This is a genomic window from Kitasatospora sp. NPDC051164 (genome assembly GCF_044455625.1).
Lineage (GTDB): Bacteria > Actinomycetota > Actinomycetes > Streptomycetales > Streptomycetaceae > Kitasatospora.
Window position 1 is genome coordinate 158338 of sequence record NZ_JBITFB010000001.1, and the last position, 15753, is coordinate 174090.

15 protein-coding genes are annotated in these 15753 nt (G+C 74.5%); 10 read left to right on the forward strand and 5 right to left on the reverse strand.

The features are described from left to right. Positions 1 to 53: 53 nt before the first annotated feature. The 5 genes from ACIBEC_RS00665 (at position 54) to ACIBEC_RS00685 (ending at position 4506) form a co-directional block, all read left to right on the forward strand. Complete coding sequence (locus ACIBEC_RS00665) at positions 54 to 497, forward strand: pyridoxamine 5'-phosphate oxidase family protein (protein ID WP_360489937.1); 444 nt, start codon at positions 54 to 56, stop codon at positions 495 to 497. 136 nt (positions 498 to 633) lie between these two features. Continuing rightward, a complete protein-coding gene (locus ACIBEC_RS00670; RefSeq protein ID WP_360489939.1) occupies positions 634 to 1086 on the forward strand; it encodes a MaoC family dehydratase in 453 nt (150 codons plus the stop codon). 383 nt (positions 1087 to 1469) lie between these two features. After that, the gene (locus tag ACIBEC_RS00675; RefSeq protein ID WP_360490673.1) at positions 1470 to 2657 is read left to right on the forward strand and encodes an MBL fold metallo-hydrolase; all 1188 of its coding nucleotides are present in this window, start codon (positions 1470 to 1472) and stop codon (positions 2655 to 2657) included. A 199-nt stretch (positions 2658 to 2856) separates the two neighbouring features. Further along, the gene (locus tag ACIBEC_RS00680; RefSeq protein WP_360489941.1) at positions 2857 to 3765 is read left to right on the forward strand and encodes an acyl-CoA thioesterase domain-containing protein; all 909 of its coding nucleotides are present in this window, start codon (positions 2857 to 2859) and stop codon (positions 3763 to 3765) included. 90 nt (positions 3766 to 3855) lie between these two features. Further along, positions 3856 to 4506 carry a TetR/AcrR family transcriptional regulator gene (locus ACIBEC_RS00685; RefSeq protein ID WP_360489943.1) on the forward strand — a complete coding sequence of 217 codons (651 nt, stop codon included), beginning with the start codon at positions 3856 to 3858 and terminating at the stop codon, positions 4504 to 4506. A 76-nt stretch (positions 4507 to 4582) separates the two neighbouring features. Here the strand turns inward: ACIBEC_RS00685 and ACIBEC_RS00690 are convergent, their stop codons facing one another. Continuing rightward, positions 4583 to 5830 (reverse strand): sulfite oxidase, encoded by a 1248-nt coding sequence (locus ACIBEC_RS00690; protein ID WP_360489945.1) that lies wholly within the window; start codon positions 5828 to 5830, stop codon positions 4583 to 4585. 303 nt (positions 5831 to 6133) lie between these two features. Here ACIBEC_RS00690 and ACIBEC_RS00695 point away from each other — a divergent pair, with 303 nt between their 5' ends. The 3 genes from ACIBEC_RS00695 to ACIBEC_RS00705 all read left to right on the forward strand — a co-directional run bounded on the left by ACIBEC_RS00695 (position 6134) and on the right by ACIBEC_RS00705 (position 8081). Continuing rightward, positions 6134 to 6916: an alpha/beta fold hydrolase gene (locus tag ACIBEC_RS00695; protein ID WP_360489947.1), complete on the forward strand. Its 783-nt coding sequence runs from the start codon at positions 6134 to 6136 to the stop codon at positions 6914 to 6916. 54 nt (positions 6917 to 6970) lie between these two features. Next, the gene (locus ACIBEC_RS00700; RefSeq protein WP_360489949.1) at positions 6971 to 7342 is read left to right on the forward strand and encodes a MerR family transcriptional regulator; all 372 of its coding nucleotides are present in this window, start codon (positions 6971 to 6973) and stop codon (positions 7340 to 7342) included. A 559-nt stretch (positions 7343 to 7901) separates the two neighbouring features. Beyond that, positions 7902 to 8081, forward strand: coding sequence for a hypothetical protein (locus ACIBEC_RS00705; protein ID WP_360489951.1), 180 nt, complete (start codon positions 7902 to 7904; stop codon positions 8079 to 8081). A 185-nt stretch (positions 8082 to 8266) separates the two neighbouring features. Here the strand turns inward: ACIBEC_RS00705 and ACIBEC_RS00710 are convergent, their stop codons facing one another. Beyond that, entirely contained in the window at positions 8267 to 10090 is a 1824-nt protein-coding gene (locus ACIBEC_RS00710; protein ID WP_360489953.1) for a DUF2398 family protein, read from the reverse strand. Positions 10091 to 10351: 261 nt separating this feature from the next. Here ACIBEC_RS00710 and ACIBEC_RS00715 point away from each other — a divergent pair, with 261 nt between their 5' ends. After that, positions 10352 to 11107 (forward strand): lysoplasmalogenase, encoded by a 756-nt coding sequence (locus ACIBEC_RS00715; protein WP_360489955.1) that lies wholly within the window; start codon positions 10352 to 10354, stop codon positions 11105 to 11107. Between the two features lie 71 nt (positions 11108 to 11178). Here the strand turns inward: ACIBEC_RS00715 and ACIBEC_RS00720 are convergent, their stop codons facing one another. From ACIBEC_RS00720 to ggt, 3 genes are all read right to left on the reverse strand, one after another. Then, positions 11179 to 11769: a hypothetical protein gene (locus ACIBEC_RS00720; RefSeq protein WP_396287650.1), complete on the reverse strand. Its 591-nt coding sequence runs from the start codon at positions 11767 to 11769 to the stop codon at positions 11179 to 11181. Positions 11770 to 11999: 230 nt separating this feature from the next. Next, entirely contained in the window at positions 12000 to 12803 is an 804-nt protein-coding gene (locus ACIBEC_RS00725) for an exodeoxyribonuclease III (protein ID WP_360489957.1), read from the reverse strand. A 137-nt stretch (positions 12804 to 12940) separates the two neighbouring features. Further along, a complete protein-coding gene (gene ggt, locus ACIBEC_RS00730) occupies positions 12941 to 14731 on the reverse strand; it encodes a gamma-glutamyltransferase (RefSeq protein WP_360489959.1) in 1791 nt (596 codons plus the stop codon). Between the two features lie 240 nt (positions 14732 to 14971). Between ggt and ACIBEC_RS00735 the strand changes: the two genes are divergently transcribed. Next, on the forward strand, positions 14972 to 15700 hold the full coding sequence (locus tag ACIBEC_RS00735; protein WP_396287651.1) for a hypothetical protein: 729 nt from the start codon (positions 14972 to 14974) through the stop codon (positions 15698 to 15700). The last annotated feature ends 53 nt before the right edge of the window (positions 15701 to 15753 follow it).

Here is a 15753-nt window from a genome sequence, read left to right on the forward strand (position 1 = left end):
CCAGGGACCATGGGCCCTATCGACGCCCGCGCCGACCGAGGACGATCGGACGCATGGAGCCTGAGGACCGTGTGGAGACCTTGAGCGAGGCCGAGTGCCTGCGACTGCTCAGCACCGTGCCCGTCGGGCGCGTGGTGTACACCGAGCACGCACTGCCGGCCGTCCTGCCGGTCTCCTTCGAGGTCCTGGACGGGCGGCTGGTGCTCGCCGTGCGCCGGGGAAGTACCACCGCGCGCGGGCTTGACGGCACCGTGGTCGCCTTCCAGGCCGATCTGCTGGACCCCCTCACCCGCACCGGTTGGAGCGTGCTGGTGCACGGGCGCTCCGACGTGGTGCGCGACCCCGAGCAGGTGCGGCGGGTGCTGCGTTCCGGCCTGCGGCCGTGGACCGGCGACCCGGAGCCGCTGTTCGTCGCCCTGGTGCCCGAGCTGGTCAGCGGCCGGCGGCTGTTCCCGACCGGGCAGGGCGCCCCGGGGCGCGCCGCGCTGCGGCCGTGAGCAGCTCGGCCGGGATCTTCCGCTCGGCCTCCTGCCGGGGGCTTCCGCTCGGGCTCCTGACAGATACCGGTGGGTAGGCATACGCTTCCGGCGTCCTGACCCCTCCCCGGGCCTGTCCCCCCACCAGGAGCGCACCGTGACGACCTTCGCCTCCCTCGCCGAGCTGACCGCCGCCGTCGGCACCGAGCTGGGCACCAGCGAGTGGCACACCATCGAGCAGCGGCAGATCGACCTGTTCGCCGAGGCGACCGGCGACCACCAGTGGATCCACGTCGACCCGGAGCGGGCTAAGGAGAGCCAGTTCGGCTCGACCATCGCGCACGGCTACCTGACCCAGTCGATGATCCCGGTGCTGGCGAAGGAGTGCTACGCCGTCGAGGGCGTGCGGATGGCGCTGAACTACGGCTCCGAGAAGGTGCGCTTCCCGGCGCCGGTGCCGGTGGGCACGGCGATCCGGGCCACCGCCGAGCTGCTCTCGGCCACCGAGGTACCCGGCGGCGTCCAGGCCGTGGTGCGCTTCACCATCAGGAGCGAGCAGAGCGCCAAGCCGCACTGCGTCGCGGAGACGATCACCCGCTTCTACGCCTGACCGGGTGGGGCGGGTACCGCGGGTACGGCGGATATGGCGGGTACGGCGGGCCGCGCCGCCGATGCCTGCCGGGTGGGGCAGGTACGGCGGGTACGGCGGTCCCCCGATTGGACCGCGCCGAGCCCTCCACCAGGTCCGGACGGCCCACGGCGAGTAACCTCCGACGAGATGGTTGTCGTATCGCAGCGACCTCGGCCGCTCGCAGTGCCCCGGCCGCCGCTGCGGTGCGCGTCCCGGCACGCCCGGTAGCCGTGACCGTCCTTGGAGGAGCCGTGCCCCGCCCCGCCCCGTGGTTCTCCCGCCTCGCCGGTCTGTCCTCGCAGTTCGCCCCGCCGCCCGCGGGCCCCGCCACCGACCGAGCCGCCGAGCGCGCCGTCCCCGGACTGGCCGGGCTGCCCCGGGCCGCCTGGCACCGGGTCCGGACCGACGCGTTCGGCGCCGAGCCCCGGGGCGAGCGGCTGGCCCGGATCCGCCGCTCCCCGCAGTTCGCCGACGGCGCCTTCCGCAACCCCGTGCCGACCCGCCGCCTGGTGTACGAACGCAGCCCGCTGGAGATCACCCGCGCCCAGCTGACCGGGGACAAGACCCTCCGGTTCCCGGCCGCCGCCGTACCCGTGCACCGGCTGCTCCCGGCCGACCTGGCCACACCGCCGGAGTCCGGGCTGCGGCTGACCTGGCTGGGCCACGCCACCGTGCTCGCCGAGATCGGCGGGCGGCGCGTCCTGCTCGACCCGGTCTGGGGCGAGCGCTGCTCCCCGTTCGCCTGGACCGGCCCCAAGCGGCTGCACCCGGTGCCGCTGCCGCTCTCCGAACTCGGGCCGGTGGATGTGGTCGTGGTCTCCCACGACCACTACGACCACCTGGACATGGCCACCATCCGGGCACTGATCGGGACGGAGGCCGTGTTCGCCGTACCGCTCGGGGTCGGGGCGCACCTGGAGCACTGGGGCGTGCCGGCCGAGCGGATCGTCGAGCTGGACTGGTGGGAGTCCGCCGAGGTCGCCGGACTGACCCTGACCGCCACGCCGGCCCGCCACTACTGCAGCCGCGGCCCGCGCACCAGCGCCCTGTTCTTGTGGGCCTCCTGGGTGGTGTCCGGCGGCGGGCACCGGCTCTTCCACAGCGGGGACACCGGCTACTTCCCCGGCTTCGCCGAGATCGGCCGCCGACTCGGCCCGTTCGACGCGACGATGGTGCAGGTCGGCGCGTACAGCGACTTCTGGCCCGAGGTGCACATGACGCCCGAGGAGGGCGTGCGGGCGCACCTGGACCTGGGCGGCGAGCTGCTGCTGCCGATCCACTGGTGCACGTTCAACCTCGCGCTGCACCCCTGGGAGGAGCCCGCCGAGCGGGTGGTCACCGCCGCCCAGGCGCTCGGCGCGCGCCTCGCGATGCCCCGGCCGGGCAAGCCCTTCGAGCCCGCCGACCCGCCCGCGCTGCGCCTGTGGTGGCGCGCCGTCACCGCCGCCCCGCGCAGCTTCGAACCTCCGGTCGTCGGCGAGCGGGAAGCCGTGGCAGGGACGGCTCCGGAGACGGCCGCGGTGCGCGAAGAGGTGACGGAGTTCAGCTGACAGCTTTCAGCGATCAGAGTTCAGCGAACAGATTTCAACATCTGTTCGCTGAATGTTGTCACTGACCGAGGGGTCTGGCAGTCCCATCAGAACGACGCACGACTGAAACGTGTTCTACCGCACCCTCCGTCAAACCCCCACCCTCGCCGAGTTACCCACGTCACACCACGACACGGTTGGCTTCTGCCACTATGGCCTCGTGACCGACCTGACCGAACCGCCCGTCCGGGCCGCCCGGGACGCCCGCCCGACCTCCCCGTTCGCCGAGCTGCTGGAGCTCGAGCAGCTGGACGAGAACACGTTCCGGGGCTACTGCCACGCCGGTGCCCCGATGCGCGCCTTCGGCGGCCACGTCGCCGCGCAGGCGCTCGTCGCCGCCGGGCGCACCTGCGAGGACCGGCGCCCGGTGCACTCGCTGCACGGCTACTTCCTGCTGCCGGGCACCCCGACCCGACCGATCGACTACGTGGTCGAGCGGGTGCGCGAGGGCATCTCGTACACCACCCGCCGGGTGACGGCCATGCAGAAGCAGAACGAGATCTTCTCGCTCTCCGTCTCCCTCAAGCACCCCGAGCCGGGCGGCGACCGCCGCCGCGAGATGCCGCCGCTGCCCGCCCCGGAGTCCCTGCCGGACGCCGTCGCCGAGGCCCCGGAGGAGGTCCGCAGGATGGTGGCGGCCAGCGGCGGCTTCCGCGACCTCGACGTGCGCTTCGTCCCGCCGGGGTCGCCCGGGGTGCCGCCGTCCGTCCCCGGACTGCTCCAGCAGTTCGTCTGGATGCGCACCGCCTCCCCACTTCCGGACGGCGACCCGCTGCTGCACGCCGGCGCGCTCACCTACCTGTCCGACCTCACCCTGGCCTCCACCGCCGGGCTGGACGAGCAGCCGAACTTCTTCCAACGCACCGAGCCGCCCACGCTGCTGATGGCCTCGCTGGACCACGCGATGTGGTTCCACCGCCCGTTCCGGGCCGACGAGTGGCTGCTGTTCGCCCAGCGCAGCCCGTCCTCCTCGGACGGCCGCGGCCTGGCGCTCGGCGAGTTCTACGACCTGGACGGCCGGCTGGTCGCCTCGGCCGTCCAGGAGGCGCTGATCCGCCGGCAGTCGTAGCGCCTCCGGGCCCCGGTGGCCTACCGGCGAACGGAAGGCGGCCGGTCGGCGTCATACTCCTGAGCGGCCCTGGCCCGTATCATGGTGCGGGTGACCAAGGTTGACCTGTCACCACGGCCGGTGGAGGCCATGTCTCCACGTCAGCTCCAACGCCGCGAAAGCCTGATCGCGGCCGCGCTCGCCCTGGTGAACGAGATCGGCGTCGAGCGGCTGCAGATGAAGCAGGTCTGCGAGCGGTCCGGAGTCGCCCTGGGGACGGCGTACCGCTACTTCTCCTCCAAGGACCACCTCCTGGCGGCGGCGATCGCCGAGTGGCACCGCCTGCTGCTGGCCGACCTGGTGGCCGAGCTGCGCGGGCCCCGGGCCGGGCCGGGGGCCACCGACCGGGCGGTCCGGTTCGTCCGGGGCGGGATGCGGGCCTACCAGCGGCAGCCCGAACTCGCCCGGCTACGGGTGGCCGTGGCGGCCTCCACCGATCCCTTCGCCAGCGAGGCGCTGCAAGGCATGGCCCGGGCCGACAGCACTGCCCTGCAGACGGTGACGGCCGAAGTGCCGGCCGCGTCCAGCGACCTGGTGCGGCACATCGTCGCCCACGCCTGGCAGGGCGAGCTGACCGCCTGGGTGACCGGCCGCACCACCCTCGGGGACGCCAGACGGCGCCTGGAGGACGTGGTGCGGCTGGTGCTGACCCCGTACGAAACGCGGTACCCGGCCCCGTACGAGGTCCACTCCACCGGCTGAGCCCCGCCCGGCCCGGGGTGCGGACCACCGACCGACCCTCAGGCGGGTCGGTCGACGGGCCGGCCCCGGGGCGGGTTCAGACCACCGTCACCGGGTGGGCCACCACCGCGCCGAACAGGTAGCCCTCCCGGTTGAACGCCGCCCGCTCGGGCTGGCTGTTGCCCCGGCGGTCCGTCGCGCGGGCGCGCAGCTCGTACCGGCCGGGCCGCTCGGGGTGCCAGTCGAAGCTCCAGCGCGTCCAGTCGTCGGCGTGCGACCCGCCGTGCAGCGCGGCGCGCCGCCAGGTCCGGCCGCCGTCGGTGCTCACTTCGACCCGGCGCACCGCCGCCGCGCCGGACCACGAACGCCCGTGCAACCGGTGGCCGTGGCCGGCCTCCAGTACCGCGCCCGGGGCCAGCTCGAACGCGCTGCGGACCACCTGCGCGGAGAGCGGCTCGCTACCGCCGGGCGGGTAGTCGGGGCCGAACATCCGGTAGAAGTCGGTGTTCCACGGTGACTGGAGCGGGTGGTCGGCGACTTCGATGGTGCCGACCCACTTGATCGAGGCGATCCCCACCCAGCCGGGTACCACCAGCCGCAGCGGCGCACCGTGGTCGGGGGTCAGCGGCTCCTCGTTCATCTCGTACGCGAGCAGCGCGTCCTCCAGCGCCTTGGCGACCGGCAGCGGGCGGCGCACCGGGCCGTGGTTGACGCCGTCGACCACGTAGTCCGCGTCCAGCCCGGTCGGCAGCACGTCGACCGCCGCCCCGGTCAGCCCGGCCGCCCGCAGCACCTCCGCCAGCCGCACGCCCCGCCAAGCCGCCGAGCCGATCCCGCCGAGCGTCCACGGCGTGCCCGGGACGCACTGGCCCTGCTGACGGCGGAAGTAGTCACGGCCGTTTCCGGCGCACTCGATCACCGCGCTGATCCGGGTCGCGGGCAGCGCCCGCAGGCCTGCCAGGTCGAACTCCACCGGCCGCTCGGCCGTCGGGGCACCGCGCAGGCCGCTGCCGAACAGCCGCAGCCGCCAGGTGTCGGGGTCGATCAGCGGGGTGCCGGTGTGGTTGCGGACGAAGAACCGCTCCACCGGCACGTGCCGGCCGACGGCGGCCCCGCCCTGGGCGTCGCGCAGGGCCTCCCAGCGCATCTCGGCGTTGGTGCCGTGCGGGACGAACCACTCGGCGGGCAGCGGCTTGACGATTCCCGACGCGTCGTTGTCGGACCTGACGTGTCCCGACGCGATGTCACCGGAGCCGGGGCTTCCGGTCGTGACATCACTGAAGCTGACATCACTGAAGCCGGCGTTGCCGGAGCTGATATTGCCGGAGCTGACGTTTCCGGACATGGGGCCTGGGCACCTCCTCGGCGACCGCCCGGCCCGGGGCAACTCCGGCGCGGCCGACGCGGGCACGGTGAGCGCCCCGGCGGCAGAGAGCGTTCGTACGGTGTCCGAACGGCCTCCCTGGTCTCAGCGTAGGCGTTCCGGCGCGGTACGTAACCATGGCGGCGGTGCCGGGAGCGGGTTCCGGGCGTGTCGGCGGGTTGCCTCTCGATCCCGGATCAGGCCCGTGCGCTTGACCTTCTCACCGGTGTGAACACCTACCGTCCTCGCTGTCGGAGGAATCACCGTCCACGAAGGAGCGAAGCCATGCCTTCCGCCCCCGCCCCGCTCGCCCGGATCGTCCAGGGTGCCGGCCCCGGCCTGCTGCTCGCCCACGGTGCCGGTGGCAGCGCCCGGGACAACTGGGGCCCGCTGCTGCCCGACCTCGCCGTCCACCGCACCGTCGTCGCCCCCGACTTCCCCGGCTCCGGCGACAGTCCGTACGAGCCCGGCCGGCTCACCCTGGACGACCTGGCGGAGCGGCTGGTCGCCGCCGCCGATGCGGAGGGCCTGGACACCTTCGACCTGGCCGGCTACTCGCTCGGCGCCGCCGTCGCCGTCCGGATCGCCACCCGCCACCCCGAGCGGGTCCGCTCACTGCTGCTGCTCGCGGGCTTGGCCGGCGGCTCGGCGCGGATGCGGATCCTCTCCGAGCTGATCGTCGACCTCGAGGAACGGCCCGACGACCTGGCCCGGCTGGTACTCGCCGTCACGTTCGCCGGGTCCTGGGTGGACGCCCTGTCCGCCGAACAGCTCGCGGGGCTGGGGGAGGCGCTCAAGTGCCCGCAGCCGGCCGGTTTCCGGCAGCAGTTCCGGCTCGCCGGCGAGGCCGACGTGCGCGCGGAGCTGGCGGCGATAGCGGTGCCGGCCCTGGTCGTCGGCACCGCCGAGGACATGCTCGTCCCGCCGTCCCAGCACCGCCTGCTGGCCGAGGGCATCCCCGGCGCGCGCTTCGCCCAACTCGCCACCGGCCACCTGCCGATGGTCGAGGCGCTGCCCGAACTGCGCGACGTGGTGGTGGAGTTCGTCAAGGGCCTCGGAGAGGACTGAGCGGGCGGGGGCGGGCGCGGGAACACCCCGGCCGGCTGCGACGTTCGGCCGATCATGCGCATCGGAGAACTCGCCCGCCTGACCGGGGTGTCCACCCGGCTGCTCCGCTACTACGAGGAGCAGGGCCTGCTCCGGCCCGCCCGCACGACGGCAGGCTACCGCGAGTACGGCGAGCAGGACACCGTACGGGTGCGGCAGGTCCGCAGCCTGCTCGCGGCCGGTCTGAGCACCCGGGTCATCGCCGAGCTGCTGCCGTGCGCCGCCGGCCCGGTCCCAGTCCTGGAGGCCTGCCCGAACCTGCTCGCCACCCTGCGCGGCGAACTCGCCGACCTGGACGCCCGGATCGACGACCTCACCCGCAGCCGCCGGGCGCTCTCCCACTACCTCGCGACCGCGCACGATCCGGCCGAGGAGCGCGCCGCCTGACGGAACGCAGGCCCGCACCCGCCGCCTCCCCGGCGCGCCCTCCCGCCGCTCGCGGAACCGACTGGACACAGTGCGACATACAGATCGAATCCCGTATGTCGAGAGGTCCGTCCGATGAGCAGCCAGCCACCGCAGCCCGGCCAGCGCGTGAAGGAGCCCGACGAACCCGCCACGACCCTCCCCACGACCGGGCGGTCTTCGGATCAACGCGGTCCCGGTGCTCGGCTCGGCGACCAGCCTCGGCCTCGGCGCCCTGCAGGTCGCCGACGGCCTCGGGTACGTCACCTCCGTCCGCAACACCCAGAACGCCCAGCTGGTCATCATCGGCTCGTGAAGGAGCTCCGCGAGGACCGGCCGCCGGCCCCTCCCGCTTCCACCCGGCGCACGGCCTGCGGGACGCCGTCCGGGTCGCCGTCGGCGATCAGACCACACCGCGCTGACCTGCGCGTACGCCCCGCTCCCGACGAGTGGGGCGTACGCGGCCAACCGACGCCCAACCCCCGTCCGGACTTCACCCGCGCGTACCGACCGTTCACGCCGCCCTGGAAACCTCCCTGTCATGAACGCCAGCCCTCAGGCGCCCTACCAGGAACCGCGCTTCCCCCTCCCCAAGCGGCACCGCCGCCTGCTCGCCTGCACCGCCGTCCTCGCCTCCATCGCCCTCGGCACGCTGGGCGTCGGCGCCACCGTGGAAGCCGTCGACCACGGCCCTCTCGCCAGCGCGACCGCCAGCAAATAGCCGCACCCACCCCTCTCCATCCAGCACCGCCGTCCCGCATCCGGACGCGGTGCTTTTGCTTTCCCCGTCCCGAGACGGACACGGCGGCAGCACACCCGCCCTTCGCCGCGGGGGCGGGGCACGGGCGGGATGCGGCGGTGGGACGCGGGGGCAGGAGATGCAGGAGGTCGGACGCGGCGCAGGCGCTACGCCCGCTGTTCGGTGCGGGGGCCCGGTGGGGGCGGGACGAAGGGGCCGGGGCGGGAGTGGCGGCCGGTGCCGGGGGTGGGGCGGAGGTCCGGGGCGGGGGCGAAGCGGGCGGCGTGGGGACGCAGGTGCCAGGTCGGGGGGCGCTTGAGCTGGGGGGTGGGGGTGATCAGGCCGAGGCGGTGGAGGAGGTCCAGGGCGTCGCGGCGCAGGGCGGTGCGGTCGGAGAGGTAGCGGGCCGGGAGGCCGTACTCGTCGGCGATGTCGCCGAGGACGCCATCTATCAGCGCGTCGGCGATCGGGACATCGCCCTCGGTGGTCTCACCGGGCAGCGGGCGGACCTCCTCGACCAGGCGCTCGACCAGCAGCACGCTGGCCTGGGCGAGGGTGCCGGCGCCAGGGAGGGCGACATCGGTGAGTTCGGCGGCCGGGTCGAGCAGGGCGACGCCCTCGGCGCGCAGTTCCGCCTCCAGGCCGAGGAACTCGGCAAGCGCCGCGGGGCCGCTGAGCCGGTGCTCGTGCAGCCAGGCTCGGCGGTCCTCGGGGAGGTCGGCGGCGAGGACGGCGGGCGTCTCGGCGAGGAGACGGCGCACGGCGGTGGCGGGCTCGGCCTCGGCGGCACGGCGGATGAGGTCGGCGGCGTCGTCGGCGAGGGCGGGCGGGCCGGCCGGGACGGCGCGGGCGAGTTCGCGGTCCACGGTCAGCACGAAGGTGTCGTCGGCGGGGTCGCCCGGCGGATCGCCGAGCACCTGCCACTCGGCCAGCGTGGCGAGCGCCATGTCGAGGTCGGCCGGGTCGGCGGTCAGCCCGGGCGCGGCGGCGCGCATCGCGTCGAGCAGCCGCCGGTACTCGAGTTGCTCAGGTGCGTCGACCAACAAGGCCAGGGCGAGGGCGAGTTGGGCGTAGCCGCCGGGGGTGAACGGCGCGCCGGTGACGGGGTGTTCGAGGCGGCGGGCGGTGCCGGGGCCGAGGCCGGCCTTGCAGAGCCGGGCGTGCCAGGGCCCGACCTCGAGGCGGTAGCCGAGCAGGGTGTCGAAGCGCTCGGCGAGCCAGTCGCGGTGACGCCGGATCAGCGGGAAGCCGTCGGCGTGCGGGCCGGAGGCGGTGACCAGCGGGTGGGCGAGCAGCAGCCGGGCGGCGATCCGGCGCTCGGCGGCGGGAAGCTCCTCGCCGGAACGATCCTGCGCGACCGTGACCGCGAGCGGCGGCGGACACGCACTCGCGGCGGTCTCCGGCATCGCCCGGGTGCGCTCGGGCTTGCGGTGCCTGCCGGGCCCGCCCGGCTTGGCGCCTGACCGGACGACGGGCAGCGCGGCGGAGTCCCGCCGGGCGCGGCGCAGTCCGCCGTCGGCGCGGGCCTCTCGGGTACGCGCGGACGCGAGGCCGTGGGCGGTGGGGCCGTGCCACCAGCTGACGTCGGGGTCGGCGGGCTCGGCGGGCGCGCCGAGGTGGCGGGCGGGGTAGAGGCCGAAGGAGGCGGTGCAGAGGTCGTCGGCGGTGCCGGGGGCGGCGGCCGCGAACCAGTGGGCCAGCCGCAGCAGCCCCGGGTCGGGCGAGAGGACCGCGCCGGGCGGGGCACCGGCGGCCTGCGCGTCGTCAGTGGCGGCTGCGGGAGCGGTCCCGGGCGCCACGTCGGCCGCATCGGCGCCATCGACCGCGTCGACCGCGTCAACGGCACCGACGGAATCAACGGCATCGGCCCGCGCGGCTTCGCGTACGGCGAGGACGGCGGCGGCGGTTCCCCGACCTGCCCCGCCCGTACGTCCGTCCGGCCTGCCGGCGGCCACCCGGGTGGCGCCGACCGCGTACTCCTGCTGATCCATGTCGGGGTCCAGCGTAGACGGTGCCCGGGTCACCCGGTGGCAGCAACCGCCCTCCTGAGGAAGTCTCCGCAAGAGCGCTCGAATCGGCCGCCCGCCCTCCGCTCCGAGCCCTCCCGCCACCCCTCGACTCCCCAGCCACCCCGTCACCCGCCGGGCGCCGTCCGGGTTACGCACCGGTAACCCGCCCTTCCGCCGCTTGTTCGGCTCCCTTAGGGTCGGTGCGGATCCCCCCACCGCCCGACCGTCGGAGGCCGCGCCAGCATGAGCATTCGTACGACCACCCGTGCCGTCCTCGGCGCCCGCCTGCGTTCGGCCACCGGCCTGCTGGGCGGCTTCGCGGCCACCTCGGCAACGCATCTGGGCTCGATCCTGTCCGGCGCGTCGGTACTGCAGAACGCCACCAAGCCGGCGCTGATGCCGCTGCTGGCCGCGCACAGCGTGGCGGCGGCCAGGACCGCCGAGCGGGAGGCACCCAAGCTGCTGGCGCCGGCGCTGCTGCTGAGCGCGGGCGGCGACGTACTGCTCCAGCTGAAGAACGACCCCGCGTTCCTCGCCGGCATGGGCTCCTTCGCGGCGGCGCACGTCTGCTACGTGACGATGTTCGTCCAGCGCGGCGCGCTCACCGACCGCCGTCGGGCCCTGGTGGTCGCGGCCGCGTACGCGACGGCCTGGGTGGCGCTGGTGGGCCGGCTCTGGCCGGACCTCGGGGACCTGCGGGTCCCGGTGGCCGGCTACAGCCTGCTGCTCGCCTCGACGGCCGTCACCTCGGCCGGGCTGGGCCGGCGGACCGGGTTGGGCGGGGCGCTGTTCCTGCTCTCCGACACGCTGATCGCCACCAAGCTGGCGAAGTGGCGGGAGCTGCCGGGGCATCAGTTCTGGATCATGGCGACCTATGTGCTGGCCCAGTACCTGCTGGCGAGCGGCCTGCTCGCGCACGAGGACGGGCTCACGCAGGAGACGGGGCTCACGCAGGAGCCCGGGTTCGCGTGGCAGGACCCGCAGGGGCAGCAGGCCTGACAGGGCGCCGCGCCGCCGGACCCGTCAGGGTCCGGCGGCGCGGCGCTGCGGCGCGAAGGGGGTGAGGGCCGTCAGGCACCGCGCCTCCGAAGCAGCCAGAAGCCGCCGACACCTCCCGCGACCAGCGCGAGACCGCCGGCCAGCTCCGCCGGGTCCTCCACGACCGAGCCGCCGAGGCCGGTCTGCACGGCACCGTGCGGGGCGACCTGCTGGCTGCCGGCGCCGGACTGCCCGAGCGAGCCGGCCCACTCCCCCGCCGCCTTGCCCCAGTCGCCGAGGCTCTTGTCGGGGGTCGTGGTGGCGGCGACGGTGGTGACCGTCACGGTGGTGGAGAATGCGCCGCCGTCCGGGCAGGTGCCGTCGACCTTGCTGTCCCCGGAGTGCTGGGGGGCCAGCCGGGCGGAACCGGTGTGCTTGCCGTCGGAGCCCAGGGTGAGGGTCGCCGGGCCGCCCTCGAAGGCGGCGGAGCGGGCGGTGATGGTCTTGGCGTCGGGCTTGTCCGACTTCTCGCAGGAGACCGTGACCGTCACGGTCTGGCCCGGTGCGGCCTGGGACGGGCTGACCGAGGCCGCGCCGTCCCTGGCGGAAGCGAGGGGGGCCGTCAGGCCGGTCAGCGCCGTCGCGCCGATCAGGGCGGCGGCGGCCGTACGCAAGGGGCGCATGCCGGAACCTCCGGGATTCTCGGGCGCAGCCGGGGACTCCCATGTCCACGTAGTCGATCAACTGCACCCGGTCATTCACCGACGGTAGGCACGCGCCCCGCGATCAGCCAGCGCTCAGGACCGTTCGGGTTACGGCCCGTCTACCCGGGGTCACCGGCGACGGGCCCCCGGGCACGGCTCGGCGGCTGACTCATCCGGTGCCACTCAGCCGGCTGACTCATCCGCGCGGCTCACAGGTCGAGGTCCACCACGACCGGCGCGTGGTCCGAGGTGCCCTTGCCCTTGCGGGCCTCGCGGTCGACGTAGCTGTCGGTGACGGCGTCGGCGAAGGCCTTGTTGGCGTAGGTGAGGTCGATCCGCATGCCCCGGTTCTTGGGGAAGGCCAGCTGGCGGTAGTCCCAGTAGGTGTAGGGGTGGTCGTACTTCAGCGGGCGCGGCACCACGTCCTGCAGGCCGATCTCGCCGAGGGCCTCCAGCGCGGCGCGCTCGACCGGGGTGACGTGGGTGAGGCCCTCGAAGGCGGCGACGTCGAAGACGTCCTCGTCGGCCGGGGCGATGTTGAAGTCGCCGAGGACGGCGAACGGACGGGGGCCGGCGGCGTCCTCGACGGAGGCCTTTCGCAGCGCCTCCAGCCACTCCAGCTTGTAGTGGTAGTGCGCGTGGCCGACCTCGCGGCCGTTGGGCACGTAGACCGACCAGACCCGGACCGGGCCGCAGGTGGCGGCGATGGCGCGCGGCTCGACATCGGGCAGCAGGGCGCCGTCGGCGAGGTAGCCGGGCTGGCCGGGCAGGTCGCGCACGACGTCCTCCAGGCCGAGCCGGGAGACGATGGCGACGCCGTTCCACCGGCCGGTGCCGTGCGCGGCCGTCTCGTAGCCGAGCTCGCGGACCTCGTCGTACGGGAAGGCGTCGGCCGCGCACTTGAGCTCCTGGAGGCAGAGCACGTCGGGCTTGGCGCTCTCCAGCCACTCCAGGAGCTTGGGCAGCCGCGCGGTGACGGAGTTGATGTTCCAGGTGGCGATGCGGACGGTCACGGCGGGCGGCCTTCCCGGTGGTTCGGTACGGACGGAGGTACGGACGGGGCGGGCCGACCCTCGTGAGGGAGGCCCACCCCGAACATACCGCCCGCCACTGACAATCCGGACGGCTCAGCACGCGGGCGCCGACCCGGTCAGCGTGCGGACCGGACCACCGCCGCCGCGCCGCCGCCGCGCCGCACCGGTTCGGCGGCGGCCACCCAGCGTCCGTCCGGCAGCCGTTCCACGCCGGTGGCGGCGCCGATCTCGGCCACGCCGGTGAAGGCGTGTCCGAGTGCCTCCAACTCGGCCCGCTCGGGCAGTGCCAGGAAGGCGGGTTCGGCCTGGGTCGCGGCGGCGTTGCGCTGACTGGCGCGCGGCGCGGCGATCGCCTGTTCCAGGCTCAGGCCGCGGTCCAGCCGTCCGAGCAGCACCTGCAGTGTGGTGGTGATGATGGTCGCGCCACCGGGGCTACCGGTGGCGAGGAAGGGCTCGCCGTCGCGCAGCACGACGGTCGGGGACATCGAGGAGCGCGGCCGCTTGCCCGGGCCCGGCAGGTTGGGGTCGGGGACGCCGGGGGCGAGCGGGGTGAAGTCGAAGTCGGTCAGCTCGTTGTTGAGCAGGAAGCCCCGGCCGGGAACGGTGATGCCGCTGCCGCCGGTCTGCTCGATGGTGAGCGTGTAGGAGACGATGTTCCCCCAGCGGTCGGCGACCGTCAGGTGGGTGGTGTTGGGGCCCTCGTACGGCTCGGCGACGGCCTGGCCGGTGTCGGCGCAGTCGGCCGGGTGGCGCGGGTCGCCGGGGGCGAGCGGGCTGGTGAGCGCGTGGTCGGGGCTGATCAGGCAGGCCCGGGAGGCGGCGTAGCGCTCGGAGAGCAGTTGCTTGGTGGGCACGTCGACGGCGGCCGGGTCGCCGACCCAGCGGTTGCGGTCGGCGAAGGAGATCCGGGAGGCCTCCAGGAAGTGGTGGTAGTACTGCGTGTTGCTGTAGGCGGAGACGTCGCCGCCGTCCTCCAGGATGTTGAGCGCCTCGCCGACGGTGGTGCCGCCGGAGCTGGAGGGGGCCATCGAGTAGACGTCGTAGGCGCCGTGGGCGACGTGGGTGGGCGCCTGGTCGCGGACCCGGTAGGCGGCGAGGTCGGCGGTGTCGACCCTGCCGGGGCGGGCGTTGCGGCCGGAGGCCGGGTCGACCGGCGGGTGCTGCAGGGTGTTGACGATGTCCTCGGCCAACGTGCCCCGGTAGAAGGCCTTCACGCCGTCCTTGGCGAGCAGCCGGTAGGTCGCGGCGAGGTCCGGGTTGCGCAGGACGCTGCCGACCTCGGGGGGCTTGCCGCCGGGCAGGTAGAGCTTGGCGGTGGCCGGGAAGTCCTTGAACCTGGCCTGGTTGTCGGCGGTCTGGCTGCGGAAGGTGTCGTCCACGACGAAGCCGCTGTCGGCGATCCGCTCGGCGGGTTCGAGGGTCTGGGCGAGCGAGCGGGTGCCCCACTGGCGGAGTGCGGCGTCCCAGGTGGCCGGGGTGCCGGGGACGCCCACGGAGAGGCCGCTGGTGACGGCGTCGGCGAAGGGCAGCGGTTTGCCGTCCTCCAGGAACAGCCCGGCGTCGGCGCCGCGGGCGGCGCTCTCGCGGCCGTCGATGGTGTGCACCCGGCCGGTGGCGTGGTCGTAGTAGACGAAGTACCCGCCGCCGCCGATGCCGGAGGAGTACGGCTCGGTGACCCCGAGGGCCGCCGCGGCGGCGACCGCCGCGTCCACGGCGTTGCCGCCCTTGCGCAGTACCTCGATCCCGGCGGCGGTGGCGTCCGCGTCGACGGTGGCCACCGCTCCGCCCCAGCCCACCGCCTCGGGCGCCTTCGGTGGCGGGGCCGCGGCCCCGGCCGGCAGCGTGGTGGACCAGATCAGTGCGGTGCTGAGCAGCAGTGGTGGTGCCAGACGGGTCAGAACCCTCATCCGAGCCCTCCTGAGTCGACGTCAACTCAGTTGTTCCACAGGCGGGGATGATCCGACAACCACACCATGCTGCTACCGGCGGGTAGTTGACGGGGCGGCGGAAGAAGGATCCGGCCTCCGACCTTTCGGCAGGTCACATTCCGGATGCGATCGTGGTCGATGAGATGAACAGTCGTTCATGCGACGGATAGGTTGCGCGGGAGCCTCACGACTTCCTCACAAAAAGGACCCGCCCCCTCCGTGTATCCGGCCCCGGCATCCCCGCACCCTGTCGCCGCCCCCGCCCGACGCCCCTGGTGGCAGCGGCGCGGCGTGCACATCGCCAGCTTCCTCGTCTTCCCGTTCGCGGCGTTCCTGATCGCGTGGAGCCGGCCGAGGGCGCTCTGGAAGAAACTCCTCAGCACCGCGGTGGCCGCGGTCTGCTGCCTGGCCTGGATCGGCGCCTTGACCGACCCCAAGCCCGCTTCACACACCCCCGCCCCGGCCGCGGCCACCGCAACAGCGACGGCGACGGCGACGGCGACGGCCGAACCGACCCCCACCACGGCCTCGCCCCCGGCCACCCCGACGCCGACGCCCACACCCACGGAGACGCCGTCCGCCGCCCCGGCACCCACGCCCGAGCCCCCGACACCCACGCCCGCCGCCACCGCCCAGCAGCCCGGGACCGCCGCCCCTGCCCCGAAGCCCCCGAAGTCCGACCCGCCTGCCACAACCCGACCGGCCGACGGCGGGTCCTCCACCACCGGCGGCACCTCGACCGGCGGGGGGTCGGCCACCGGCGGCGGCAGCAGCAGCGGTGGCGGTTCCTCGAGCAGCGGCGGATCCGGCACGGGCGGCAGCGCCGGAACCGTACACCCGGGCTCGTTCTGTTCCCCGGCCGGCGCCACCGGCGTCACCAGCAAGGGCACGCCGATGGTCTGCGGCGCCGGCAGCGACGGCCGCGACCGCTGGAAGGCCGCGGGCTGACACCGCAGAGCGAACAACTGCCAAAGCGACAGCCGACAGCCGACAGAGTTCAG